Annotated in this window: 17 protein-coding genes and 2 pseudogenes; 11 read left to right on the forward strand and 8 right to left on the reverse strand. The window is 62.1% G+C overall.

The features are described from left to right. From NKH57_RS29440 to NKH57_RS29455, 4 genes and pseudogenes are all read right to left on the reverse strand, one after another. Window positions 1-610: pseudogene (locus NKH57_RS29440) on the reverse strand (hypothetical protein); the annotation flags it as partial. 118 nt (window positions 611-728) lie between these two features. Beyond that, a complete protein-coding gene (locus NKH57_RS29445) occupies window positions 729-1,577 on the reverse strand; it encodes an alpha/beta fold hydrolase (protein WP_352949628.1) in 849 nt (282 codons plus the stop codon). Window positions 1,578-1,629: 52 nt separating this feature from the next. Beyond that, window positions 1,630-2,919, reverse strand: coding sequence for a beta-ketoacyl-ACP synthase II (gene fabF, locus NKH57_RS29450; protein ID WP_352949630.1), 1,290 nt, complete (start codon window positions 2,917-2,919; stop codon window positions 1,630-1,632). Window positions 2,920-2,965: 46 nt separating this feature from the next. After that, window positions 2,966-3,544: a TetR/AcrR family transcriptional regulator gene (locus NKH57_RS29455; RefSeq protein ID WP_352949632.1), complete on the reverse strand. Its 579-nt coding sequence runs from the start codon at window positions 3,542-3,544 to the stop codon at window positions 2,966-2,968. A 282-nt stretch (window positions 3,545-3,826) separates the two neighbouring features. Here NKH57_RS29455 and NKH57_RS29460 point away from each other — a divergent pair, with 282 nt between their 5' ends. The 3 genes and pseudogenes from NKH57_RS29460 to NKH57_RS29470 all read left to right on the forward strand — a co-directional run. Further along, complete coding sequence (locus NKH57_RS29460) at window positions 3,827-4,954, forward strand: efflux RND transporter periplasmic adaptor subunit (protein WP_352949634.1); 1,128 nt, start codon at window positions 3,827-3,829, stop codon at window positions 4,952-4,954. Between the two features lie 2 nt (window positions 4,955-4,956). Beyond that, entirely contained in the window at window positions 4,957-8,067 is a 3,111-nt protein-coding gene (locus tag NKH57_RS29465; protein ID WP_352949636.1) for an efflux RND transporter permease subunit, read from the forward strand. Between the two features lie 138 nt (window positions 8,068-8,205). Further along, window positions 8,206-8,325: pseudogene (locus tag NKH57_RS29470) on the forward strand (TetR/AcrR family transcriptional regulator); the annotation flags it as partial. 990 nt (window positions 8,326-9,315) lie between these two features. Here the strand turns inward: NKH57_RS29470 and NKH57_RS29475 are convergent. The 3 genes from NKH57_RS29475 to NKH57_RS29485 form a co-directional block, all read right to left on the reverse strand. Beyond that, complete coding sequence (locus NKH57_RS29475; protein ID WP_352949638.1) at window positions 9,316-9,606, reverse strand: hypothetical protein; 291 nt, start codon at window positions 9,604-9,606, stop codon at window positions 9,316-9,318. Window positions 9,607-9,839: 233 nt separating this feature from the next. Then, window positions 9,840-10,043, reverse strand: a complete 204-nt coding sequence (locus NKH57_RS29480) for a hypothetical protein (RefSeq protein WP_352732472.1) — start codon at window positions 10,041-10,043, stop codon at window positions 9,840-9,842. Between the two features lie 400 nt (window positions 10,044-10,443). Then, window positions 10,444-13,032 carry an EAL domain-containing protein gene (locus NKH57_RS29485; protein ID WP_352949640.1) on the reverse strand — a complete coding sequence of 863 codons (2,589 nt, stop codon included), beginning with the start codon at window positions 13,030-13,032 and terminating at the stop codon, window positions 10,444-10,446. A 571-nt stretch (window positions 13,033-13,603) separates the two neighbouring features. On the opposite strand from NKH57_RS29485, the gene NKH57_RS29490 reads away from it, so the two are divergent. The 8 genes from NKH57_RS29490 to NKH57_RS29525 all read left to right on the forward strand — a co-directional run bounded on the left by NKH57_RS29490 (window position 13,604) and on the right by NKH57_RS29525 (window position 21,814). Further along, window positions 13,604-14,347, forward strand: a complete 744-nt coding sequence (locus tag NKH57_RS29490) for a FadR/GntR family transcriptional regulator (protein WP_352732466.1) — start codon at window positions 13,604-13,606, stop codon at window positions 14,345-14,347. After that, complete coding sequence (locus tag NKH57_RS29495) at window positions 14,344-16,071, forward strand: IlvD/Edd family dehydratase (protein ID WP_352949642.1); 1,728 nt, start codon at window positions 14,344-14,346, stop codon at window positions 16,069-16,071. Before NKH57_RS29490 ends, NKH57_RS29495 begins: the two co-directional genes overlap by 4 nt. Before the next feature lie 11 nt (window positions 16,072-16,082). Further along, window positions 16,083-16,859 carry an SDR family NAD(P)-dependent oxidoreductase gene (locus tag NKH57_RS29500; protein ID WP_352949644.1) on the forward strand — a complete coding sequence of 259 codons (777 nt, stop codon included), beginning with the start codon at window positions 16,083-16,085 and terminating at the stop codon, window positions 16,857-16,859. A gap of 32 nt (window positions 16,860-16,891) precedes the next feature. Beyond that, complete coding sequence (araD1, locus tag NKH57_RS29505; protein ID WP_352949646.1) at window positions 16,892-17,890, forward strand: AraD1 family protein; 999 nt, start codon at window positions 16,892-16,894, stop codon at window positions 17,888-17,890. 52 nt (window positions 17,891-17,942) lie between these two features. Continuing rightward, on the forward strand, window positions 17,943-18,968 hold the full coding sequence (locus tag NKH57_RS29510; protein ID WP_352949648.1) for an ABC transporter substrate-binding protein: 1,026 nt from the start codon (window positions 17,943-17,945) through the stop codon (window positions 18,966-18,968). A gap of 76 nt (window positions 18,969-19,044) precedes the next feature. Next, window positions 19,045-20,148 (forward strand): ABC transporter ATP-binding protein, encoded by a 1,104-nt coding sequence (locus tag NKH57_RS29515; RefSeq protein ID WP_352949650.1) that lies wholly within the window; start codon window positions 19,045-19,047, stop codon window positions 20,146-20,148. Next, window positions 20,145-21,017 carry an ABC transporter permease gene (locus NKH57_RS29520; protein ID WP_352949652.1) on the forward strand — a complete coding sequence of 291 codons (873 nt, stop codon included), beginning with the start codon at window positions 20,145-20,147 and terminating at the stop codon, window positions 21,015-21,017. The genes NKH57_RS29515 and NKH57_RS29520 overlap by 4 nt, the downstream gene beginning before the upstream one ends. After that, window positions 21,014-21,814 carry an ABC transporter permease gene (locus NKH57_RS29525; RefSeq protein WP_352949654.1) on the forward strand — a complete coding sequence of 267 codons (801 nt, stop codon included), beginning with the start codon at window positions 21,014-21,016 and terminating at the stop codon, window positions 21,812-21,814. Before NKH57_RS29520 ends, NKH57_RS29525 begins: the two co-directional genes overlap by 4 nt. Window positions 21,815-21,835: 21 nt before the next feature. On the opposite strand, the gene NKH57_RS29530 is transcribed toward NKH57_RS29525, so the two are convergent. Beyond that, the coding region (locus NKH57_RS29530) for an FAD-binding oxidoreductase (RefSeq protein WP_352949656.1) at window positions 21,836-23,159 on the reverse strand (1,324 nt) is incomplete at its 5' end.

Genomic DNA, 23,159 nt, shown 5'->3' on the forward strand with positions numbered 1-23,159 from the left:
AGCCCTGATAAAGGCCACCAAGCTTGCTCTTGCGGGATGAGTTATAGTTCAGCGCGATCTGCGGCTCGATGCCATGGAAGGCAGGCACATCGATGCCGATGGAATAGCCCAGATTGCCGTTGCCCGAACTCTTCGGCAGATCGACCTTCGGCGTGCCAATGGCTTCTGGATCGCCGCTGGTCGTGGTCGCCAGCGTAGTTGCAACGGCCGGCGCCTCGGGGGCGGCCTCCGTGTCGGTCGTCTTGGCCGCCTTGCCGCTGCTCTTGGCATCCGCAGCCTTGGTATCTGTCGCCTTGGCATCCACCGGCTTGGCGCCAACCTTGGCCGCCGCATCCGGGCTGTCGGTTGCCGCACTTGATGCTGCATCTCCCGCCGTCGGCGCCGCAGTGCCCGACGCTGGCGTGCCACCTGCCGGCTGTGCGCCTGATCCCAGTGCCGCGCCGCCATTCCCGAAGCCGGCAGCAGATGTTTCTGTAGCCGCGGAAGAGCCCCGGCGCTCCTGCGCGAACACTACTATCCCTGCACTTCGGCTAATATAAGAGACAGCAGAAATATCCGCGCCCACAACACCCAAGGCAAGCACTGCGGCGCCAACAAGAAACCGTTTCATGAGTCCCCCAAGCCAAGTTGCCTATCGGTACTCACCTTTCATTTTGGGGATACGACGCCAAACTGTAATAAGATACTTATCAACAGAGTTATTTGTGGAACGACGCTGAGGACCCAGCTCAACCGGTAGATCCCAGTATGATGCGTGCCAGTTCCGATGGATTCTCCACCGCTGAAAAGTGCCCAGTGTTCTTGAGTGTGAACATGCGCGCGTTGGGAAGCAGTGCCCGGGTCCGCTCGCGCTCGTCGGGGCGCGACCAATCGCTGTCGCCATAGATGAGCGTTACGGGTGCAGAGACAAGCCGATACCAGTCCCGCGCCACGGACCAGGATCGCCAGCCTGCGAGCACCTTGCGTGCGATGCGCTTGTATCCGGGGCGCTTCGCGACGCGGCCGAATTCGGCAAGAAGGTCGGAAGGAAGCTTACGCGGATCGTGATATCCCCCGCCCATGATCTTGCCGAGTACCATCTGGTTTTCCATCCAGGCATTGAATGGGCCTAGAACCGGGACTTGCAAACTCCCGATGATCAAATTCGCGAGCCAGTTGCCACGTCGGAGCCCATCTCCGTAACGGGTTTCGTAGTCGTAGGGATTGCTGGCGAAGACGCGCTTGACCCGTTGCGGAATTGCGGCCGCGACCGTGAAAGCCAACGCACCGCCGATCGATTCGCCCACAAGCGTGACGTCGGTGAGGTTGAGCTTCTCGATGAAGCCGATGACGCCTTGCCTAAAATATGGCTCATCGAAGGGCGCGAGTGGATCGATCGGCGAATGACCGTGTCCAGGGAGATCGATGGCATACACCGTATACGACTCGGCGAGCAGGGGTGCCAAACCGCGAAAGTACTCGAGCTGTGTGCGGATCGTATGCATAAGGACCAATGGTGGCCCATTGCCGGTCTTTTCATAACGCAAAGTGAGCGTGTCCGATATCTGCAGAAGGTTGGGTCTGGGCGAGGTAAGCATTTCAGCTCTCTTCTTTGTGTGTGTGTCGGGGAATGAGGACAGGTGGTCTCAGTCAAGCCGCGCGCCGGCCAGCTTCGTCGTCCCAGCGCTGGAACAAGGCGCTGGCGTTGACGCCTCCGAAGCCGAAGCCGTTGCAGATCGCGTAATCCATCGCAAATGGCCGGGCTTGGTTTGCGACGAAATCGATACCGTCGGCGGCCGGATCGGGAGCGCTTAGATTGAGTGTCGGTGGTGCCACCTGATCCCTGAGCGCCAGGATCGTGAAGATGGCACCAAGCCCGCCGGCCGCGCCCAGCAGGTGTCCGGTCGCGGATTTCGTTGCGCTGACAGCTATCGCGAAATCGTGCCCGAAGACGCTCTTGATCGCTTCGATCTCACCCAGGTCGCCGATCGACGTAGAAGTCGCATGGGCATTGAGATGCCGAACCTCGCGTGGCGAAATCCCCGCTTGCGCAATCGCGATCTCCATGGCCCGGTGCGCGCCGTCGCCGTCCTCAGGCCCGGAGGTGACATGGTGGGCATCCGCAGTCGTGCCGTAGCCGACGAGCTCAGCCAACGGCTTTGCGCCGCGCGCCAACGCGTGGCTCAACGCCTCGATGACCAGCACGCCGGCTCCTTCGCCCATGACGAAGCCGTCTCGCGATGTGTCGAAAGGGCGCGAGGCTTGACCAGGACGGTGATTGAAGGAGGTCGAAAGAGAGCGTGCCGCCGCAAAACCACCAAGGCTGACGACATTCATGCATGCCTCGGTTCCGCCGCATACGGCGATGTCGGCTTCATTGGCGCGGATAAGGCGAGCGGCATCGCCGATCGCCTGGATGCCGGCCGCGCACGCCGTGACCGGCGCGCCGAGCGGGCCTTTGAAGCCATGGCGGATCGAGATGTGGCCCGCCGCGAGGTTCACCAGGAAGGATGGCACCGTGAAGGGTGAAAGACGGCGAACACCGCGCTGATCAACCGTTCGCACGGCTTCGGTTATCGCCGGGAAGCCACCGACCCCCGAAGCGATGATCGTCGCCGTACGCAAGCGGTCTGTCTGCGAGACGGGTGCCCAGCTCGCCTGGGCTAGCGCCTCGTCCGCAGCCGCCAGCGCGAAGAGAATGAAGCGGTCCACCCGGCGCTGGTCCTTCGGAGCCAAGATCATATCGGGATCGAACCCGGACTCCGGGTCTTCTTCCACGCTGGGGACCACGCCGCCGACCTTCGCCGGCAGGTCGCCCACCATGTCGTCCGGAAGCTTCCGGAGCCCGGAGCGACCGGCCAGGAGACGCGACCACGACGTCTCGACATTGGCGGCCAGCGGCGTGACGGCTCCTACGCCCGTAACCACAATCCGTCGCATCCATTCTCCTATGGCTTGGGCGTGTCGGTCGCGCTGTGCATGCCCTTCAAGCCGCGACTGCTTTGCGCACTTGATCGGTCGCCGCATCGAGAAAGGCGTTGGCGAGGTCCGGGTCGTTGACCGCGCGCGAGAGGACGACTGCACCAACCATCGTCGAGAGAATGGCCATGGCATTGCGGCCGGGCTGCGCGCCGCCGGCCTCGCCGACCCATGGTCCCAACATCTTGAGGTATTCCCTGATTCCGGATTCGAACGATGCTTTGACGTCGCTGCCCTGCCTGGCAGCATCCGAGCCGAGGGCAACAACCGGACAGCCGTCCATCTTTTCTTCGCGATGCCCCGTGCTGAGATAAAGGTCGATCACCGCGCCAAGCGGATCCTCCGGTTTCGCAGCGATAGCACCCGACCATCTGCTGGTCGCATGTTCCATCGCCCGGCTAGATGCCTGTGCCGCCAAGTCCTCCTTCGATGCGAACTGCTTGTAGAAAGCGCCTTGGGTCAGCCCCGCGCCTTTCATCAGATCCTTGAGGCCGATGCCGTCGAAGCCGTGCTCCCGAAAAAGCCGGCTGGCCACATCGATCACGGTTTGCCGGTTCTGCTCAGCCTGAACGCGACTTACGCGCATCATCATCTCCATATTTAGATTGCGTACAAAATCTATATCTCAGTTAGAGACCGAACGCAATCTATCAAGAGGAGATGCGGGACGGATGCTCGCCACGTGAGCGGTGTGGCGGTTTGCCGCAGACCGAATATGTCGTCTTTTTAGATTGTGCACGAAATCTAAATGGTATAGAGTTCGACCACAATCTAACAAGGGGATACGAAGATGGTCCGCAGAATCTCGGGCGACGCAGGACACAGCGTAGAGAATGAACGCAATCTATTTCGACGTGAGGCGATGGGCATGAAAAAGAAACCGGTTATTATGCTGGGTGCGATCCTGATCGCGGGATCAGGGTTGATCGCGGTGTCAGCGGCGACGGCATTCGCCACATTTGCCAGTTCCGCGCAGGAAGCTTCCGCCTCGACCGACCCGAGGCAGGAGCCGCCCGTCGTCAGGCTGGCGGCGGCAGCCCAGGTGAGCGGTTCCGAACGCAGCTTCACGGGCATCATAGGGGCCAGGGTGGAGAGCAATCTCGGCTTCCGCGTTCCCGGCAAGATTATCGAACGGCTCGTGAATGTCGGTCAGCAGGTAAAAGCCGGTCAGCCGTTGATGAGGATCGACGATACCGACCTTCGTCTCGCGCTCACTGCAAAGCATAATGCCGTTGTTGCCGCGCGTGCGATCGTCGCCCAGACCGAGCCGGATGAACGGCGATACGCCAATCTGCTGAAAGATGGATGGGTCCCCCGGCAGCGGTACGAGCAGGCGAAGGCCGCAATGGATACCGCCACGGCCCAGCTCGCCGCCGCCGAAGCGGAAGCGAAAGTCGCGGAGAATGAGGCGACCTATGCGGTCCTGGTGGCGGATGCCGATGGAACAGTAGTCGATACGCTTGGCGAGCCGGGTCAGGTCGCCTCTGCCGGCCAGGCGGTGGTTCGTGTTGCCCAGGCCGGCCCCCGCGAAGCTGTGGTCGCGCTTCCCGAAACGATCCGGCCGGCGATCGGCTCCGTGGCCGAGGCCAGCGTCTACGGGGGTGATGAGCAACGCCATGCGGCACATCTGCGACAATTGTCCAACTCCGCCGATGCCCAGACCCGCACCTATGAGGCCCGCTATGTGCTTGACGGTGAGGCAGCGGCAGCGCCGCTTGGCGCGACTGTGACCATTCGCCTTGCAACCCAGGCAACTCAGCCGGAAGTCCAGGTGCCGCTTGGGGCAGTGCTCGACGACGGCAAGAAGACCGGCGTTTGGGTCTTGGACAACGGCACGTCGACCGTACACTTTCAACCGGTCAAGCTTGTTCGTGTGACCGGCGAATCCGCCGTGATCTCCGGATTGGGTTCCAGCGATCAGATTGTCTCGCTCGGCGCTCATCTTCTGCAGGAGGGCGCTCGCGTCAGGACTGCTTCCGAAAACGGGAGCAACTGACGATGAACCTCAATCTTTCAGCGATCGCCGTTCGCGAACGGGCCGTCACCCTGTTCTTCATCCTCCTGCTCGTGGCGGCTGGCGCCTACGCGTTTCTTATGCTCGGGCGGGCGGAGGATCCCAACTTCACCATCAAGACCCTGACGGTCACGACGGCATGGCCGGGCGCGACGGCCCGCGAGATGCAGGACCTTGTCGCCGAGCCGTTGGAGAAGCGGCTTCAGGAGCTCACCTGGTACGATCGGGTCGAGACGACCACGCGGCCGGGATACGCCTATATGACGGTCACGCTGAAGGACAGCACGCCGCCATCCGCCGTGCAGGAAGAATTTTACCAGGCCCGCAAGAAGCTCGGGGATGAAGCCCGCAACCTGCCGCCCGGCGTCTACGGCCCCTTCGTCAACGACGAATATTCGGATGTGAGCTTCGCCCTTTATGCGCTGAAGGCAAAAGGCATGCCGATGCGTGAGCTGGCCAGGCAGGCCGAGACCATTCGCCAGGATCTTCTGCACGTGCCTGGCGTCAAGAAGATCAATATCCTTGGTGAACGTCCGGAGCAGATATTCGTCGAGTTTTCCTATGCCAAGCTGGCAACCCTCGGCGTGTCCGCACAAGATATCGTTGCGGCCTTGCAAAGGCAGAACACCGTCACGCCGGCGGGCTCGATCGATACTCAGGGGCCGCAGGTCTTCATCAGGCTCAACGGCGCTTATGACGGTGTCCAGGCTATCGCCGACACGCCGATCGTTGCCGGGGGGCGGACGCTGAAGCTTTCCGACGTTGCACAGGTCCGCCGCGGCTACGAGGACCCTCCCACCTATCTCATCCGACGCCAGGGCGAGCCCACCATCATGCTCGCGGCCGTTATGCAGGAGGGTTGGGACGGTCGCGCGCTCGGCAAGGCGCTGGAGGACAGGACGGCGGCCATCGCACGGACATTGCCGCTTGGGATAACGCTCGACAAGGTGTCCGACCAGGCCGTCAACATCACCTCGGCGGTCGACGAGTTCATGTTGAAGTTCGCGATGGCGCTCGGCGTCGTGCTGCTGATCAGCCTGCTCAGCATGGGCTGGCGCGTCGGCATCGTCGTGGCGGCCGCCGTCCCGCTGACGCTTGCCGCCGTGTTCCTCATCATGCTGGAGACCGGCCGGTTCTTCGATCGCATCACGCTCGGCGCCCTCATCCTGGCGCTCGGTCTTCTCGTGGACGACGCCATCATCGCCATCGAGGTGATGGTGGTGAAGATGGAAGAAGGCATGGATCGCATCAAGGCGGCGGCCTATGCCTGGAGCCATACCGCGGCGCCGATGCTGTCGGGAACGCTCGTGACGATCGCTGGGTTCCTGCCCGTGGGCTTCGCACGCTCGACGGCTGGCGAGTACGCCGGCAACATCTTCTGGGTCGTGGGGTTCGCTCTCATCGTCTCCTGGATCGTCGCGGTGGTCTTCACGCCCTACCTTGGCGTCAAGATGCTGCCCGCGATCAAACCGGTCGAAGGCGGCGTTCACGCCATATACGACACACCGAACTATCGGCGCCTTCGGCGGCTCATCATCTTTGCCGTGCGCCACAAGTTCGTGACCTGCGGTGTCGTCGCCATCGTCTTCGCGCTTTCGGTTGTCGGTATGGGCAGCTTGAAACAGCAATTCTTCCCGACATCCGACCGCCCCGAAGTGCTGGTCGAGGTTCGCCTGCCGGAAGGCACCAGCATGGAGACCACGACCGCCACAGTGGAGAAGCTCGAGCATTGGCTGGACGGCCAGCCCGAAGCCAAGATCGTGACGAGCTACGTCGGTCAGGGCGCTCCGCGCTTTTTCTTCGCGATGGCGCCGGAACTGCCTGATCCCGCCTTTGCCAAGATCGTCGTGTTGACACCGGACGCCGAGGCGCGCGAGGCGCTGAAGCACCGGCTCCGGGAGGCGGTATCGCAGGGGCTCGCGCCCGAGGCCAATGTGCGCGTCACGCAGCTCGTGTTCGGACCCTACACACCGTTCCCTGTCGAGTTCCGGGTCATCGGGCCTGATCCCGCGCAACTCTATAGCATCTCCGAGAAGGCCCTCGCTATCATGCGGGGCGTCCCGGACGTGCGCCAGGCCAACCGCGACTGGGGCAACCGCACGCCCGTACTGCGCTTCATTCCTGACCAGGATCGGCTGAACCTCATCGGGCTGTCACCTGCGGAGGTGGCCCAGCAGCTGCAGTTCCTGCTCACCGGCATTCCCGTCACACAGGTCCGCGAGGACATTCGCAATGTCCCGATCGTGGCGCGCAGCGCTGGGGCTGAGCGGCTGGATCCGTCGCGGCTGGCGGATTTCTCACTGATGAGCCGGGACGGCCGCCAGATTCCACTCGACCAGATCGGTCATTCGGAGGTCCGCTTGGAAGAGCCGATCCTGAAGCGCCGCGATCGTCTGCCGGTCATCACGGTCCGCTCGGACATCAATGAGGCAACGCAGCCTCCAGAGGTCTCCAAGCAGATCATGACGGCCCTGCAGCCGCTGATCGCTTCCCTTCCGGCCGGCTATCGCATCGAAATGGGTGGATCAATCGAGGAGGCGACCAAGGCCAACACTGCTTTGGGCAAGATCTTCCCGGCCATGATCGCCGCCATGCTGATCGTCATCATGCTGCAGGTACGATCCTTCTCGACGATGGCCATGGTCGTGCTGACGGCACCGCTTGGCCTCGTCGGTGTCGTGCCGATGTTGCTCACCTTCAACCAGCCTTTCGGGTTCAACGCCATTCTGGGCCTCATAGGACTGGCCGGCATCTTGATGCGCAATACGCTGATCCTGACGGAACAGATCAAGGAGAACCGTGCTGCCGGTCTTGACGACTATCACGCCGTCATTGAAGCCACCGTGCAACGCACCAGGCCCGTCATCCTGACCGCTCTCGCCGCCGTGCTGGCCTTCATCCCCCTTACGCACTCCGTGTTCTGGGGATCGATGGCCTACACACTGATCGGCGGCACGGCGGCCGGCACGGTGCTGATCCTGCTCTTCCTTCCCGCTCTTTATGCCGCCTGGTTCCGGATCAAGCCGACTGCGGATGAGGCCCATCAGGCTTCGACCGAAGAACCGGAATTGCAAACAGCGATGGCCGCCGAATAGGGCACTGGTGTCGGAGGAGACGGTTCAACTTCGTCCGCTGGCCTTGCCTGACATGCGCAAGGCCGGCTGCGCGATCTTGCCGTCTGCCGATGACTGGCCACGCAAGCCGCGAAGGGGGCATCAGCACTGGAGACATCAATGGATCGCCCGGTTCGAAAGCCACCTGATCGAAACGAGGTGCGCCGGCGCATTCTGGAGGTGGCGGAGCAGCACTTTCGCCGCATCGGCTACCATAAGACGTCGGTTGCCGATATCGCAGGGCGGAATCATGAATCGTTAACGCTCTGGCAACCAAGCGGGATTCTGTTGGCCGGGAAGGAGACCGGCGATGGACGCAAGCCGCTGAGCCGAGGGCCGTGTTGTTGGCACCATTCACGACTCCGCCAGCGCTAGTGCCCACAGAGACGTTGAACTCATTCCCGGGGGCGGCGCTATCTCCGGCATCCACGCCAATAGAAGTAGAGTTGCCGACAGCTGTGGCGCCGGGACCGCAGGCAAAGGAGCCTGTGGAGCCGTCCACGGTCGCACCGCCACTGCCCTGTGGCTCGGCGCCTGTTGCGCTTACGCCGCAGACCGCCTGCGCCGCCGCCGCGCCCGTCAGCACCAGCAGGGCCATGACGGCCAGGCCTGCGAGCCCTATCCACCGACCGAACATGTGGCCTCCGCAGATTCGATCCGCTCCGAACGAAGATAAGCGGAGTGAGGATGATGCGACCAGTCGTCAAATGACGACTATTAGGCCAGCCGGCCGGGCGGATTGGGGTGCAATCTTCGACCTGTTGCCGGAACGCAACAGAGTCTCTCTTCCCTTGAGAGGGCCGTGGAGCTCGCGGATCAGTCGATCTCGTGCACTCGCGGCAAGGGCCTTGATCCGGAGATCGGCCAGGCGCACTTTCATTGGCTGCGGTCGGCGTCGGATCCGCTAGGTACGTCAAACCTGGTCGGGCTGACAATCGCCTTTTGCGCACGCTTCGGTTGGCTGCCCAATAGGATAGATCCTGGATTTCTCCTTGAGGCGGACGCGGCAATGAGGCTTCAGGCGGTCTACAAGCCAACGACTACCGCGAAGGAGTTAATCGACGCGGTTATCCATCCCAGCCAGTTCGTCCTCTTCGATCTCAGCCCTAAACCAGCTGGTATCGCTGGGATCGAAGGCGCCGGCAGGGGCGGTCCGGGCACCCCGCAAGCACAAGCTAACGTACATTCGTCATCGCCCTATGGCGTTGTCGCGCAGGAAGGTTGCGCGAACTACTCGCGCACGGTTACCCGCGGTGTCGCTGAAACCTTAGCGATGGAATCCATATCAACAGTGACAAGACCGCCTCCATCGATACGAACGGTGACTTTGCCATCCTCTTGAACAACGCGCGTCGCGAAACCACTAATTTCGACTTTCTGACCTACCTTGGCTTTCTGCGGCGTGTCGATGGCAAGCGGGAATTTATAGGTCGGCACGCTAACGCTTGAAACGCCGTCCTCCATCACGTTCAGGATGGCCGATAGCGTGATCTCATCTCCGATTTTCGGTTTTCGCGCCATTCAAATCGCTCATGATCGTGATCGTGACATGCACCTAAAACCCTGCTCACCTCGGCGAGTTCAGGGAGAACAGCGATTAATTAAGCGATTGCTAACTTTTATTCAAAGCCATTTGGCCAGATGGTCGTTCGCAAAGCCGCGGCCCGATTCGGAAGACGGCACCTAAGATGCCAGTGAGGGCGCCGCCGATCACGTCGGTGACATGGAACCAACAGGGAGCAATAGGGGAAAGGTCAGGGGGTTTCGGATGTTTCGGACGGTTCGTCTTGTCCTTTCTGATCAAGCACAGCAAGGAGTGCCCCAATGGCGCCAGGTAGGTGCGCCTCGACCTTCAAATCTAACACCTTGTGGAGGAAATGACGGGTCTCATCGGACGCAATCATGCGCCGAACAGCGTGCGCAGCCGACGTCTGCCCTGATTGATAATGCTCGGCCATGATTGGAACTCTCCCACTCCAGAGCGCCAAACTCGTTCAGGACAGAATGGTTCCAATCAAGGGTCACCTCGGGCGCCCCTTCGCCTCAGATCAATGGCGTTCAACTCACCCCTGCTCAGTGTAGCTTCTCGATTGGTCATAGCACTTCCCTCTCCACGGGATCCGGTGATTGCGCCATGGCCGCTTTCGCCTTAGCGGTTGGTTCAGCCAGCCTTACTTTGGTCAAAACGGTCGCAGCCATTAGGCGATCGAGGTTCGCTCTGGTCCGCTGAGCTATCGGCTGAATGTGTGCGGATATGAAAGGCGCGGCCAAGAAGTGATTGGCTTCACGGCGTGTCGCTTTGCGGCAGCCATCCGGGAGACGGCCGGGACTGCATCACGGCGATCAATTCGCTTCCGGCTAAGCGGAAGAAGGCGCATTCCTGAAACGCCGGCCACCGGAGGACTGCGCTCTGTTGCGCCCGCCGGTCGCGTCGGGTGCAGTCTCGATGATCTCGCCCGCCACTACAGCGCGCACCCGCTCCAGCATCTTGGGAATATCCCGGGCAGGCAGCGGGCGGCTGAGCAGGAAGCCCTGCGCTTCTGTGCAGCCTTCTCGTCGGACCCGGTCGAGCTGCTCCACCGTCTCAACCCCTTCGGCGGTGGTCCGCATTCCGAGGCTGTTGCCTAGACCCGTGATCGCTCGGATGATGGCAACAGAACTGTCGATGCCCCCCACGTCCGTGATTAAGGATTGGTCGATCTTGATCTTGTCGAACGGGAACGAGCGCAGGTAGCTCAAGCTCGAATATCCGGTACCGAAATCGTCCATCGCGATGTGCACGCCCAGCATATGAATCTGCTGCAGCATCGCCAGCGTCGCCTGGGTGTTGGCCAGCAGCACCGTTTCGGTAATTTCAAGCTCGAGCTGGTTCGGGGGCAGTCCCGAGACATCGAGCGCCTCGACAATTGCCGAGAGCAGGCGCGAGTTGCGAAACTGCATGGGCGACAGATTGACGGCGACCTTGATGCCATCGGGCCAGCGTGCCGCATCCAGGCAGGCTTGCTTGACCACCCATTCCCCGACCGGGACGATCAGGCCAATCTCCTCGGCCAGGGGAATGAACTCGGCTGGGGAGACAATGCCGCGTCTCGGGTGATGCCAGCGAAGCAGCGCCTCGAAGCAGCTAACCTCGCCACGGCCGATATTGAGGAGCGGTTGGTAGTAGATCTCAAATTGCCCGCGATCCAGCGCTTCGCGCAGATCGAGTTCGAGAAATCGCCGCGCCTGCATGCGGGCATCCATTTGCGACTCGAAGAACCTATACGTCCTGCGTCCCTCGGCCTTTGCCCGATAGAGCGCCATGTCGCCGTTCTTGAGCAACTGGTCGGTGTTCCTGCTGTCGTTGGGCGAAATCGATATGCCGACGCTGACGCTGATCACGACCCCATGACCGTCGACTACATAAGGCGCGCTGAGCGCATCGATGACCCGTTGCGCGAGGGCGGTTGCCTCGACCGGTTGACCTGCCTCCCTTTGAATGATCACGAACTCGTCGCCCCCAAGCCTGGCCACTGTGTCATCATCGCGGACCAGCCGCCTCAGCCTGGAGGCAACCTCCTTCAGAAGGGCGTCGCCGGCCGAATGCCCCAGCGTGTCGTTGACCATCTTGAAATGATCGAGATCAAGGCAAAGGAAGGCGACTTTGCCATCTCTGCGTCCCATCTCGGCGAGGGCTTCCTCGGCGCGTTCGCGGAACAATATGCGGTTTGGAAGGTCGGTAAGCCCATCATGGCGTGCCATGTGAGAGATGCGGGCCTCGTTGCGGCGCAAGTCGGTCACGTCGTGATGGGTGGCGAGCCACCCGCCGCCCGGCAGTGGTTGGTGGATGAGGTCGATGGTCCGTCCATCATTGAACTCCACCAAGCTCTCCACGCGCTCAGCGCGGTCGATGGTCTCAGAGAGTTGTTGCAGATACTTTCCCGGGTCTTGGCCAACGTACAGCCCCGCCGAAATTCGGTACTGCATCAGATCGGCCCATTGCGTGCCTGGACGAGTCAGGGCCTCCGGTAGGTTGTAGAGATCAGCGTAACTCTGGTTGCAAAGAACCAGCTGTCGCCCGGCATCGAACATGCATAGGCCCACGGGCATGTTGGCGGCGGCGGCTGCTAGGTGCTGCCGTTCCTGTTCGGCCTCGCGGGCCAAGGCGTCACTGCGCTCCAGGCTGGCACGGTAGCCGGCAAACGCCGAGAACAATAGCCCAACCTCGTCGCGCCGATCGCTTTTCAGCGCAACCAGGGTTGAGCGGCGGTCGCCTTGCGTCAACCGGTGCATCGCCTCGCTCGCGGCGAGGATCGGCTTGCTGACATTGTGGTGAATCCAGGCGACAAGCCCGCCAAGACACGCGGCCGCAAAAACAATCGCTATCCAGGTCAGCCGCTGTGCGACGCTGTAGCTGCGATCGGCCATCGCTGCGACAGCAGTGCTGCGCTGGTTGGTGAGGGCCAGCAGGCCGTCCAGTCGCTGAGCCGCCTCGGCAACAATTGGAAGCGACACTGTCTCGAACTCTTTAAAGGCCCTCGATCGCTCTCCTGTTTCCAGGAGCGGGAAAATCGACGTCAGGGAATCTTCATAGGCCGTCCACAGATAGACAAACTGGTCGAACAGGTCCTGCTCGGCCAGCGATCCGGCACTCCTGCGGTAGGCTCGCCGACCTCGGAGTATCTCATCGCTCTCCTTCGCCATCTTGTCATTGATGCCGAGCAATTGTTGAGTATCGTCAGTGCGCATGCGCAGGGTCGCATAGAGCTGGTGTTCCGCCAGGTTGCGCTTCATCTCCTCCACGACCTGGACCTGCGGCAACCAAACCGCGGTGATCTCGCTTGTGACTTCGTTGAGAGATCGCAGCTGCGCGACTCCAAATAGCCCTACTGCCACAATGCACAGCAACGCCAAACCAAAGCCCAGCGAAAGCTTGGTCCTAACGCTAACGCCCTTCAGGTGGTTCATGTAAAACACTGGCACAATACGGCCAATCCCGCCCCACGTACGCCAATTCAACGAGAATTTAGGAGTGAATTCCTTTAATGTCGCACATGACGTATTAATTCGGGCTTAAGACGGTACTTTGTGCAATTTGCAGCCTCCTCTTAGGTGGCGGCGGGAAGACATGCCGGCGGCCGCAACTTCTCACGCTCGGCGTGGCACTGCGGCAGGCGAGTTTCGACGCGGGCATCACGCCGCCAACGTATCATCGCGCTTCGCTTTTTCTTTGGCACGGCCGGCGGCCGCGAGGACATGAAGCGGCATATGCAATTCCGTCAGCAACCGCGGAACTTGCCGGTGGTCTTGAGCATCGAGGAGGTTCCAACCTGCTGATGGCGGCCCCGGGCCCGGGGCAGAAGTATCGCGCGGCACTCAGCATCTCTTATTGGGTCGGGCTAAGGGCTTCAGAGAATGGATTCTTTGTCATCGGCTCTCCTCGCCCCTTGACTCCAATTCTCACGCCTATAAGACATATCTTATGAATAGTATGAAGAATAAGAAATCTTTCAGCACCGCGCGCACGTCAAGAGTCACGGTGGCGGTTTCCAGCGGCTCGACGGCGCTGCATGCGACTGTCGTCGAGCAGATCGGATTGCGCATCGTGCAGGGCGATTTCCTGCCCGGCGAGGCGCTGCCCAATGCCGACGATTCCAGCGAGATGCTAGGCGTCAGCCGCACGGTGCTGCGCGAGGCGATCAAGGTGCTGGCCGGCAAGGGGCTTGTCGAATCGCGGCCGAAGACCGGCACAAGGGTGCGTCCCCGTCCCGACTGGAATTTCCTCGATCCGGACGTTCTGTCATGGCGCTATGCCAGCGGCGTCAGTGCCGAGGACGTCCGGGCGCTGTTTGAGCTTCGGCGAGCCATCGAGCCGATGTCGGCCGCGCTTGCCGCGCAGCGGGCCACTCCCGCGCAGGTTGCCGAGATCAATGCCGCGCTGGCCGAAATGGAAGCCGTGGTCGAAGACGGCGACCGCTTCGCCAAACCTGATCTTTTGTTCCATCAGACCATTCTGCGCATGACCGGCAACGAGTTGATCGGCTCGCTGGCCGCCCTGGTCGAAACCGCATTGGTGATGAGCTTTCGCCTCTCCAACGACAATCCGGAAGGGCAGCGCCATTCTTTGCCGCTGCACCGGGAAGTGGCCGAAAAGATCGCATCCGGAGATGCAGCCGGCGCGCAAAATGCCCTGCTGGTGCTCATCGACAATGCCGAGGAAGACGTGCGCCGCAGCGTCGAGAACCGCAACAGGCGCCGCCAGGATCGGGAACAGACATCGTGACCGAGACCAAGCGCAAGCTGCGATCTGAGGCCTGGTTCGGCGGTGAGGGCAAGAACGCCTTCATGCACCGCAGCTGGATGAAGAACCAGGGCATCCCCGCCGACGCTTTTGACGGCCGCCCAGTGATCGGCATCTGCAACACCTGGTCGGAGCTGACCCCCTGCAATGCCCATCTCCGCGGCCTGGCAGATCACGTCAAGCGTGGGGTCTATGAAGCCGGCGGCCTGCCGCTGGAGTTCCCGGTGATGTCGCTTGGCGAGAGCAACATGCGCCCCACCGCCATGCTGTTTCGCAATCTGGTCAGTATGGATGTCGAGGAATCCATACGCGGCAATCCGATCGACGGCGTCATCCTGCTGGTCGGTTGCGACAAGACCACGCCCGCACTGCTGATGGGCGCTGCGTCGTGCAATCTGCCGACCATCGCTGTTTCTGGCGGACCGATGCTCAACGGCAAGTTCCGCGGACAGGATATCGGCTCGGGCACGCATGTCTGGAAATTCGCCGAGGAGGTCAAGGCCGGCCGTATGCCGGTTGCCGACTTCCTCGCCGCGGAGCAGGGCCAGAGCCGGTCGGCCGGCAGCTGCATGACGATGGGCACGGCTTCGACCATGGCCAGCATGGTCGAAGCGCTCGGCATCGGTATGCCGGACAATGCCGCGATCCCGGCGGTGGATTCGCGCCGTGGCGTGCTCGCCCAGCTGGCCGGACGCCAGATCGTCGAGCTGGTCCGCAGGGACGTGAAAATTTCGGACATTCTCACCAAGCAGGCGTTCGAGAACGCCATCCGCGTCAACGGCGCGATTGGCGGTTCGACCAACGCCGTGCTGCATCTGATCGCCATCGCCAACCGGGTTGGTGTCGATCTCAGTCTCGAAGACTGGGACCGCCTTGGCCGCGGCGTTCCAACCATTGTCGACCTGATGCCATCGGGCCGGTTCCTGATGGAAGATTTCTACTACGCCGGGGGGCTGGCTGCGGTTATGGCGTCGCTTGATCAAGTGGGGCTTCTTCATCGCGACGCCATGACCGTCAGCGCCAAGACCATCGGTGAATTGATCGACGGCGCGCCCAACTACAACCGCGAGGTGATCCGGCCGCTGAGCCAGCCGCTGACCAAGGAGGGCGGCATCTCCATTCTGCGCGGCAATCTGGCGCCCAATGGGGCGGTCATCAAGCCGTCCGCGGCAACGCCGGAGCTGATGCAGCATCGCGGCAAGGCGGTGGTGTTCGAGAACATCGAACACTACTACGCGCGCATCGACGATCAGGAGCTGGATATCGACGCCTCCTCGGTGATGGTGCTGAAGAATTGCGGGCCGCGCGGCTATCCCGGAATGGCCGAGGTCGGCAACATGCCGCTGCCTGCGAAACTGCTGAAGCAAGGCATCTCCGACATGGTTCGCATTTCGGACGCGCGGATGAGCGGCACCGCCTACGGCACCGTGGTTCTGCATGTGGCACCGGAAGCAGCCGCGGGTGGCGCGCTGGCGCTGGTGCGCGACGGTGACCTTATCGAGCTCGATGTCGCCGGCCGCCGGCTGGAGCTTTTGGTATCGGATGAGGAGCTGGCAATCCGCCGGCGTGACTGGAAGCCGCCGGCGCCGCCGGAAGGCGGCTATCAGAGCCTTTATGTCGAGCGCGTTCTGCAGGCCGACAAGGGCTGCGATTTCGACTTTCTCGTCGGCCGACGCGATGCCGGCATCCCTCGGCATTCGCACTAGAGAGGCGCGCGATGACGGATGAAATCGGCTACGCGATCTATCCAAGCCTCAAGGGCCGCAGCGTCTTCATTACCGGTGGCGGAAGTGGCATCGGCGAAAGCCTGGTGCGCCATTTCTGCGCGCAAGGCAGCCGTGTTGCCTTTGTCGATCTGGCCGAGGAACCGTCCCGGAGCCTGGTCGACGCGATCGCAGCCGAGGGAGATCGCGCGCCGCTGTTCATTCCCTGCGACTTGCGCAACGTCGAAGAGTTGCAGGCAGCCGCGGTGGAGGCGATGCGGCACAACGGCCCCATCCAGGCCCTGTGCAACAATGCCGGCAATGACGATCGCCACCAGAGCAAGGACGTGACGGTTGCCTATTGGGACGACCGCATGGCGGTCAATCTGCGCCACCAGTTCTTCGCCGCGCAGGCTGTGCGTCCACAGATGAGCACGCTGGGCGGCGGCTCGATCATCAATTTCGGGTCCATCACCTGGATGGTCGGCGATCCGGATTGCCCCGCCTATGTCACCGCCAAAGCCGCCGTTTACGGCATGACGCGGGCGCTGGCCCGCGAACTCGGCCCCGAGCGCATCCGCGTCAACTGCATGGTGCCGGGCTGGGTGATGACCGAGCGCCAGATGCGCCTGTGGCTGAACCCGGCCGGCGAACGCCAGATCGAGGAAAGGCAGTGCCTGCCCGATCGGCTGCAACCCTCCGATATCGCGCGCATGGCTCTGTTCCTCGCAGCCGACGACAGCCGCATGTGCACGAGCCAGCAGTTCATCGTCGATGCGGGCTGGGTGTGACCCGTACGGCTTCAAAGGAAGAAGGTTAGTTCATGCGTCTTGTTCAGTTCAGAATGGCCGACGGCAGCAGACGGGTTGGCCGTGTCTCCGATGACGGCAATCATCTGCACCCGCTCGAGAAGACCAGCACCGTGCTGGAACTTGCCGAAGCGGCGATCGCCCAAGGCACGTCCATCGCAGCGCTGGCCGAGAAGCGGACGGGCACAGCGAAAATCGACTACGACCAGCTGTTGCGCGATGGCCGCGTGCTGGCCCCGGTCGACCATCCGGAACCGGCGCGCTTCCTGGTCACCGGCACGGGCCTGACCCATACCGGAAGTGCCGCCGCACGCGACAAGATGCATGTGCTGACCCATGGCGAGGATGCCGAGGAATCGGATTCGCTGAAGATCTTCCGCATGGGTCTGGAGGGCGGCAAGCCCGCCGCCGGGCAGATCGGAATCCAGCCCGAATGGTTCTTCAAGGGCGTCGGCACCTGTGTCGTGCCGCCAGGTGCGCCGCTGCCGATGCCGGCCTTCGCACGCGCCGGGGCCGAAGAAGCCGAGATCGTCGGCCTCTATCTCAATGGGCCGGATGGCCGCCCCTACCGCATCGGCTATGCGCTCGGAAACGAATATTCCGACCATGTCACGGAAGCCGAGAATTACCTCTATCTCGCCCATTCCAAGCTGCGCTCCTGCTCGATCGGGCCGGAGCTGCTGATCGGCGACCTGCCCGACGAAGTGCGCGGCCATTCCCGCATCCTGCGCGACGGCACCGTCATCTGGGAGCAGGAGTTTTTGTCGGGCGAGGCGCACATGTCGCATTCGATCGCCAATCTAGAACACTTCCATTTCCGCTACCCGATGCACCGCAGGGCGGGCGACCTGCATGCCTATTTCTTCGGCGCGGCGGTGATGAGCTACGCCTCCGGCGTCAAGACGGCTTCCGGCGACGAATATGAAATCCAGGCACAGACATTCGGCAAGCCACTGCGCAACCGGATGGTGTCGGTGCCGGACGAGGGACTGGTCGCGGTCACCCAGCTGTGACGGCGAAAGTCCGGAAACTGCGGTCCACCAGAACGACAATGGGAGATTGAAAATGGGACTGAAAAAACTGTTTCTAAGACTAACGACAATCGGGCTCGGCATCGGCCTGATGACATCGGCGGCACTTGCCGCGAACCTGCGGGTTCTGGCCTGGGACGGCTATGCCGATCCCGATTGGGTCAAGGACTTCACCGCCGCGACCGGCATCGGCGTCGATGTCGTCTTCATCGGCAGCGATGATGAGATCTGGGCCAAGGTCAAGGGCAGCGAAGGCCAGGATTTTGACGTCTTCGCCGTCAACACCGCCCAGTTGCAGCGTTACATCAAGGCCGACCTGGTGTCGCCAATCGACGTGACGAAGCTGCCTAACCAGAAGGAAGTGTTGCCGCGCTTCCGTGATCTGTCTCAAGTCAGCGGCGACACCAAGGACGGCAAGGTCTACGGCATTCCGTTCTGTTTCGATTCGATCGGGCTGATCTACGACACCGACAAGGTCAAGCCGGCGCCGACCTCGATGTCGGTTCTGTGGGACCCGGCCTACAAGGGCAAGGTGCTGGCCTACGACAATGGCGAGCACAATTTCTCGTTCACCGCGCTGACGCTCGGCTACAAGGATCCGTTCAATCTAAATGAGGAGCAGATTGCGGCGGTCAAGGCCAAGCTGGTTGAGCTCAAGCGCAACGTGCTTAGCTTCTATACCACCGCCGACGAGGCGCAGCAGATCTACCAGAACAATGACGTGGCCCTGATCTGGGCCAATTACGGCCAGCAGCAGGTCAAGGCGCTGCAGAAGATCGGCGCCCATGTCGCCTACGTCAATCCAAGCGAGGGCGCGCTCGCCTGGCTCGACAACTGGGTCATTTCCAAGGGCGTCCGCGACAATGCGGCGGCCGAGAAATGGATCGATTTCATGCTGAGCAAGAAGGTCAGCGGCGCGCTTTCCGAGCGCACCGGCTTCGGCAACACCGTGGTCGAGTCGAGCAGCGCCGGCGGCAACGACAAGCTGGTCTGGCTCAACAATGTCGAGGATCCGCTCAAGCGGTCGGACATGTGGAACGAGGTCAAGGCGACGCCCTGATCTTGTCCGCCCCATGCCTTGAAGGACCCGGCGGTCCGGAGGTTCCGGACCGCCGAAGTGTATGCGAGAGTATTTCATGAACCAGAACGCCGACCTGCTGACGCTGCGGTCCGTCTCGAAATCCTACGGCACGGTCCCCGTGCTGCACGACATCGACCTATCGATCCGCGACGGTGAGTTCCTCACCGTGCTCGGGCCTTCGGGCTCCGGCAAGACCACGGTGTTGCGGCTGATCGGCGGGCTGGAGCCGCTAACCTCTGGCGAGATCCATCTGGACGGCCAAGACATCAGCCGCATGCCGATCAACCAGCGGCCCTTCAACACCGTATTTCAGGACTATGCGCTGTTTCCGCATTTGACCGTTTCCGGCAATGTCGGCTACGGGCTTTCGGTTCGCCATATCCAGCGCAAGGAGATTGCGCGTCGGGTCGCGGAAGCGCTCGACCTGGTCCAGCTCGGACGTTTCGCCGACCGCTTTCCCGCGCAGCTCTCCGGCGGCCAGCGCCAGCGCGTCGCGCTCGCCCGTGCGCTGATCTGCCAGCCGCGCCTTATCCTGCTCGACGAGCCGCTGGCAGCACTCGACCTCGAACTGCGCCGGCAGATGCAGGTGTTCCTGAAATCCATCCAGCGCGAAATCAAGACCACCTTCCTGTTCGTCACCCATGACCAAGAAGAAGCCATCGGCATGGCAGATCGGATCTGCGTCATGGAAGCAGGCCATATCCGCCAGCTCGGCACACCGCATGAGCTTTACTACAAGCCGAATTGCGAGTTCGTCGCGCGCTTCTTCGGCGAGAACAATCTGGTGGCCGGAAAACTTGGGGCCGTCCAGGGCGAGCTGCGGTCGATCGAGACGGCGCTTGGCCGACTGGTTTGTTCGATCAGGAACCAGCCTTATTTGAAAGCAGCAGCGGATGGTGCCAGCGCCTACGCGGCATTCCGTCCCGAGGCCTTGCATCTTGCGGACGCGAAGGACACCGACAACCGCTTTTCCGGCACGACCTCCGACATGGCCTTCGCCGGCTCATCCACGATCGTCACCATCGCGGCCGGCGCCGACGATGCTGCGCAACACTTGCGGCTGCGCGTGCCGAGTCGGGTCGACGGCAGCACCCTGAAACCCGGCGAGGTTGTATCGCTTTCGTTTGCGCCGCTTGAAGGCCATCTGGTGCTGGCATGAGCGAAGCCGGCTCGACACAGCCTGCCGAAAGGCGATGGTCACTGCTGGTGACAGTGCTGGCGTTTGCCTTGCCCGTGGTCTTCGTCCTGGTGCCGCTGGCAATCTTCCTCGGCTACAGTTTCTTCAGCGTCGACCAGGGCACGATTGTCTACGGCCTGTCACTGGGCAACTATGTCAGGTTCTTCACCGATCCGATCTTTCTCCCGGTATTCTGGAATACCATCGTTCTGTGCGTCTCGGTGGCCATCATCTGCATCCTGCTTGCCTATCCCGCCGCCTATTTCCTGACGACGCTGAAAGGCCGCTGGCGCTACGCCCTGCTGATGTTGCTGCTGGTGCCGCTGCTGATGAGCTACGTCATCAAGATCTATGCGATCCGCAGCATCCTCGGCCTCAACGGTTTTCTCAATAAGGCGCTGGTGGCGCTCGGCATCCTGCAGGAACCGTCGACGCTTTTCGTGTTCAACATGAATGCCATCCTGCTGACGCTGACACTTCTTCTGATTCCCTTCGCCATCCTGCCGATCTTCCTGTCGCTGGAACGGATTCCGCAGGTCCTGTTGCGCGCGTCCGACGATCTCGGCGCGAGCGGCCTGCAGACATTCCTGCGCATCACCTTGCCGCTGAGCCTGCCCGGCGTCGCTTCGGCGGCGAGCTTCGTCTTCGTGCTGGCGATCGGCGATTTCCTGACGCCGCAGATGGTCGGCGGGATCAGCGGCTTCACCTTCGGCCGCATCCTCTACAGCCAGTTCGGCACGGCTTATAACTGGCCGTTCGGCGCCGCACTGTCGGTGGCGCTGGCAGTCGTGGTGATCGCGGCAATCCTCGTCGGCGAACGCTTCGGGCGCCACCGGGGGATTTCGATATGAGCGCCCTGCCCCGGTTGTCCACCATCTTTCTGGCTGCGATCACGACACTGGTTGCGGTGTTGCTTTACAGCCCCCTGTTCGTGCCAATCGTGTCTTCATTCTTCACCATTGCGCACGGCAATGTCGACTGGTCGTCGCCAACCCTCTCGACCTATGTCGCGCTGGCCGAAAATCACGACATATTGGCCGCCTTGCGCACCACGCTGATTGTCGGTGTCTGCACTGTCATCCTGTCGGTGGTCAGCGGAACGCTGCTGGCGCTCTACTATCACGGCCGGAGTTCCGGGCGTTCGATCCTGCAGTTCATAATCTTCCTGCCATTCCTGATGCCGCCGATCATCAGCGGTCTGGCGCTGCTGATTTTCTTCCGCGAAATCGGCCTCGAACGGTCCCTTTTTACGGTCGTCATCGGGCACACGGTCTTCGTGCTGGCGATCGTCTACCGCACGGTGCTGATGCGGCTGCAGTCGATGAGCCGCACGCTGGTCGAAGCGTCCTACGATCTCGGCGCCACGGGCTGGCAGACGTTCTGGCGCATCATCCTGCCGAACCTATCGAGCGCCATGGTCGGCGGCGCCATCCTGGCCTTCGCGCTGTCGTTCGACGAGACGATGATCACCATCCTGGTCACCGGCACGCAGAGCACGCTGCCGGTGAGGCTTTGGGCGATGATGCGGCTTGGCTTCTCACCCGACATCAATGCGCTGGTGGCGCTGATCCTGATGTTCACCGTGCTGCTCTGCGTGCTTGCCGCCCGCTTTCTTATTCCGAGGCAGGTCGCGACGGAACGGACTTGAGTTACAGGGCAATTGTCATCGTTAGAAGGCAGTGGGGTTGAGGTCGAAGGCCCGTCCCGGATTGAGGATGTTTCTGGGGTCAAGTGCCGTCTTCAGCCGCCGCATCGTCGCGATCTCGGCGTCGCTGCGGACCAGATGCAGCCACTTCTTCTTGTCGAGGCCGATACCATGTTCGGCCGAAACGCCGCCGCCGGCCGCCGCGACGCCGCGATAGACGATGTCATACGCCGCCGCAGGATCGACCGTGCGTACCTGATAGTGCAGATTGCCGTCGCCGAGATGGCCGAAGACATAGATGTCGGCGCCGGGGTCGACGGCATGGATGGCAGCGTGCGCCTCTTGCAGAAAATTTCCCATCCGCGCCAACGGGATGCTGATGTCGACGCCGATCAGATCCTTGATCGAAAACAGGACGCGATTGGCGTCTTCGCGCACGTCCCAAAGGGCTCGGAATTCGCGCGACGACTGCGAGACGACGACATCGTCGATGACGCCATCCTCGACCGCTTGCATCAGCACTTCGGCGAAGCGCTCGCCGTCGCGCTCTGGCTCGCTGCCCTGTATCTCGGCCAGCACATAAACAGGCGAGCCCGCGGGCAGCGGCGCCCGCATGGCCATGCTGGCGACCATGACGTCATAGAGCGGCGCGAAATTGATCTCATAGGCGGACAGGAGTGGGCCGAGCTTTTGCCGCAGCAGCCCAAGCAGCGCGATCGCCGCATCGAGCGAGGAGAGCGCGCAGAAGGCGTTCACCTCGGACGCGGGCTTCGGATGCAGCCTGAGCGCGGCGCGGGTGACAACACCGAGAGTTCCTTCCGTGCCGATGAAGAGCTGGCTGAGGTCGTAGCCGGAATTGTCCTTGGGCAGACCTTTCAGCGAAGTCAGCACGCTACCATCGGCAAGGACGGCTTCCAGCCCCAGAACCTGCGCCCGGTACATGCCATAGCGCAGCACGCGGATGCCGCCGGCATTGGTGGCGACATTGCCGCCGATCGTTGCGGAGCCCCGCGCACCGATATCGACGCCGAACATCAGCCCGGCGCTATCGGCTGCCTCCTGCAGCGCCTGCAGCGTCGCGCCCGCTTCGGCAACGATGCTGGCAGCCTGGCGATCCGGCACTGCGAGCCCGGTCATGCGCTCCAGCGAGAGCACGATTTCGCCTGGCTGGACACGCGCCGCGCCCGTTAGCCCCGTGCGTCCGCCCTGCACGACAACCGGCTGGCCGAGATCGTTGCATGCGGCGAGTGCCGTCGCCTCCCCCCACGGTGAGCGCCCGGGCCCCCCCCCCTCAGGAAACCCCCCCAAGAGGGCCGCAGGCTCATCGCGAGAGACGAGGCTTACAAAC

The organism is Mesorhizobium sp. M1050 (assembly GCF_040318715.1).
Taxonomy (GTDB): Bacteria; Pseudomonadota; Alphaproteobacteria; order Rhizobiales; family Rhizobiaceae; genus Mesorhizobium.

Bases quoted from the DNA above. Each gene is read 5' to 3' on its own strand.
- NKH57_RS29445 (WP_352949628.1), bottom strand. From the start codon at position 1,577: ATGCTTACCTCGCCCAGACCCAACCTTCTGCAGATATCGGACACGCTC.
- fabF (WP_352949630.1), bottom strand. From the start codon at position 2,919: ATGCGACGGATTGTGGTTACGGGCGTAGGAGCCGTCACGCCGCTGGCC.
- NKH57_RS29455 (WP_352949632.1), bottom strand. From the start codon at position 3,544: ATGCGCGTAAGTCGCGTTCAGGCTGAGCAGAACCGGCAAACCGTGATC.
- NKH57_RS29460 (WP_352949634.1), top strand. From the start codon at position 3,827: ATGAAAAAGAAACCGGTTATTATGCTGGGTGCGATCCTGATCGCGGGA.
- NKH57_RS29465 (WP_352949636.1), top strand. From the start codon at position 4,957: ATGAACCTCAATCTTTCAGCGATCGCCGTTCGCGAACGGGCCGTCACC.
- NKH57_RS29475 (WP_352949638.1), bottom strand. From the start codon at position 9,606: ATGGCGCGAAAACCGAAAATCGGAGATGAGATCACGCTATCGGCCATC.
- NKH57_RS29480 (WP_352732472.1), bottom strand. From the start codon at position 10,043: ATGGCCGAGCATTATCAATCAGGGCAGACGTCGGCTGCGCACGCTGTT.
- NKH57_RS29485 (WP_352949640.1), bottom strand. From the start codon at position 13,032: ATGAACCACCTGAAGGGCGTTAGCGTTAGGACCAAGCTTTCGCTGGGC.
- NKH57_RS29500 (WP_352949644.1), top strand. From the start codon at position 16,083: ATGACGGATGAAATCGGCTACGCGATCTATCCAAGCCTCAAGGGCCGC.
- araD1 (WP_352949646.1), top strand. From the start codon at position 16,892: ATGCGTCTTGTTCAGTTCAGAATGGCCGACGGCAGCAGACGGGTTGGC.
- NKH57_RS29510 (WP_352949648.1), top strand. From the start codon at position 17,943: ATGGGACTGAAAAAACTGTTTCTAAGACTAACGACAATCGGGCTCGGC.
- NKH57_RS29515 (WP_352949650.1), top strand. From the start codon at position 19,045: ATGAACCAGAACGCCGACCTGCTGACGCTGCGGTCCGTCTCGAAATCC.
- NKH57_RS29520 (WP_352949652.1), top strand. From the start codon at position 20,145: ATGAGCGAAGCCGGCTCGACACAGCCTGCCGAAAGGCGATGGTCACTG.
- NKH57_RS29525 (WP_352949654.1), top strand. From the start codon at position 21,014: ATGAGCGCCCTGCCCCGGTTGTCCACCATCTTTCTGGCTGCGATCACG.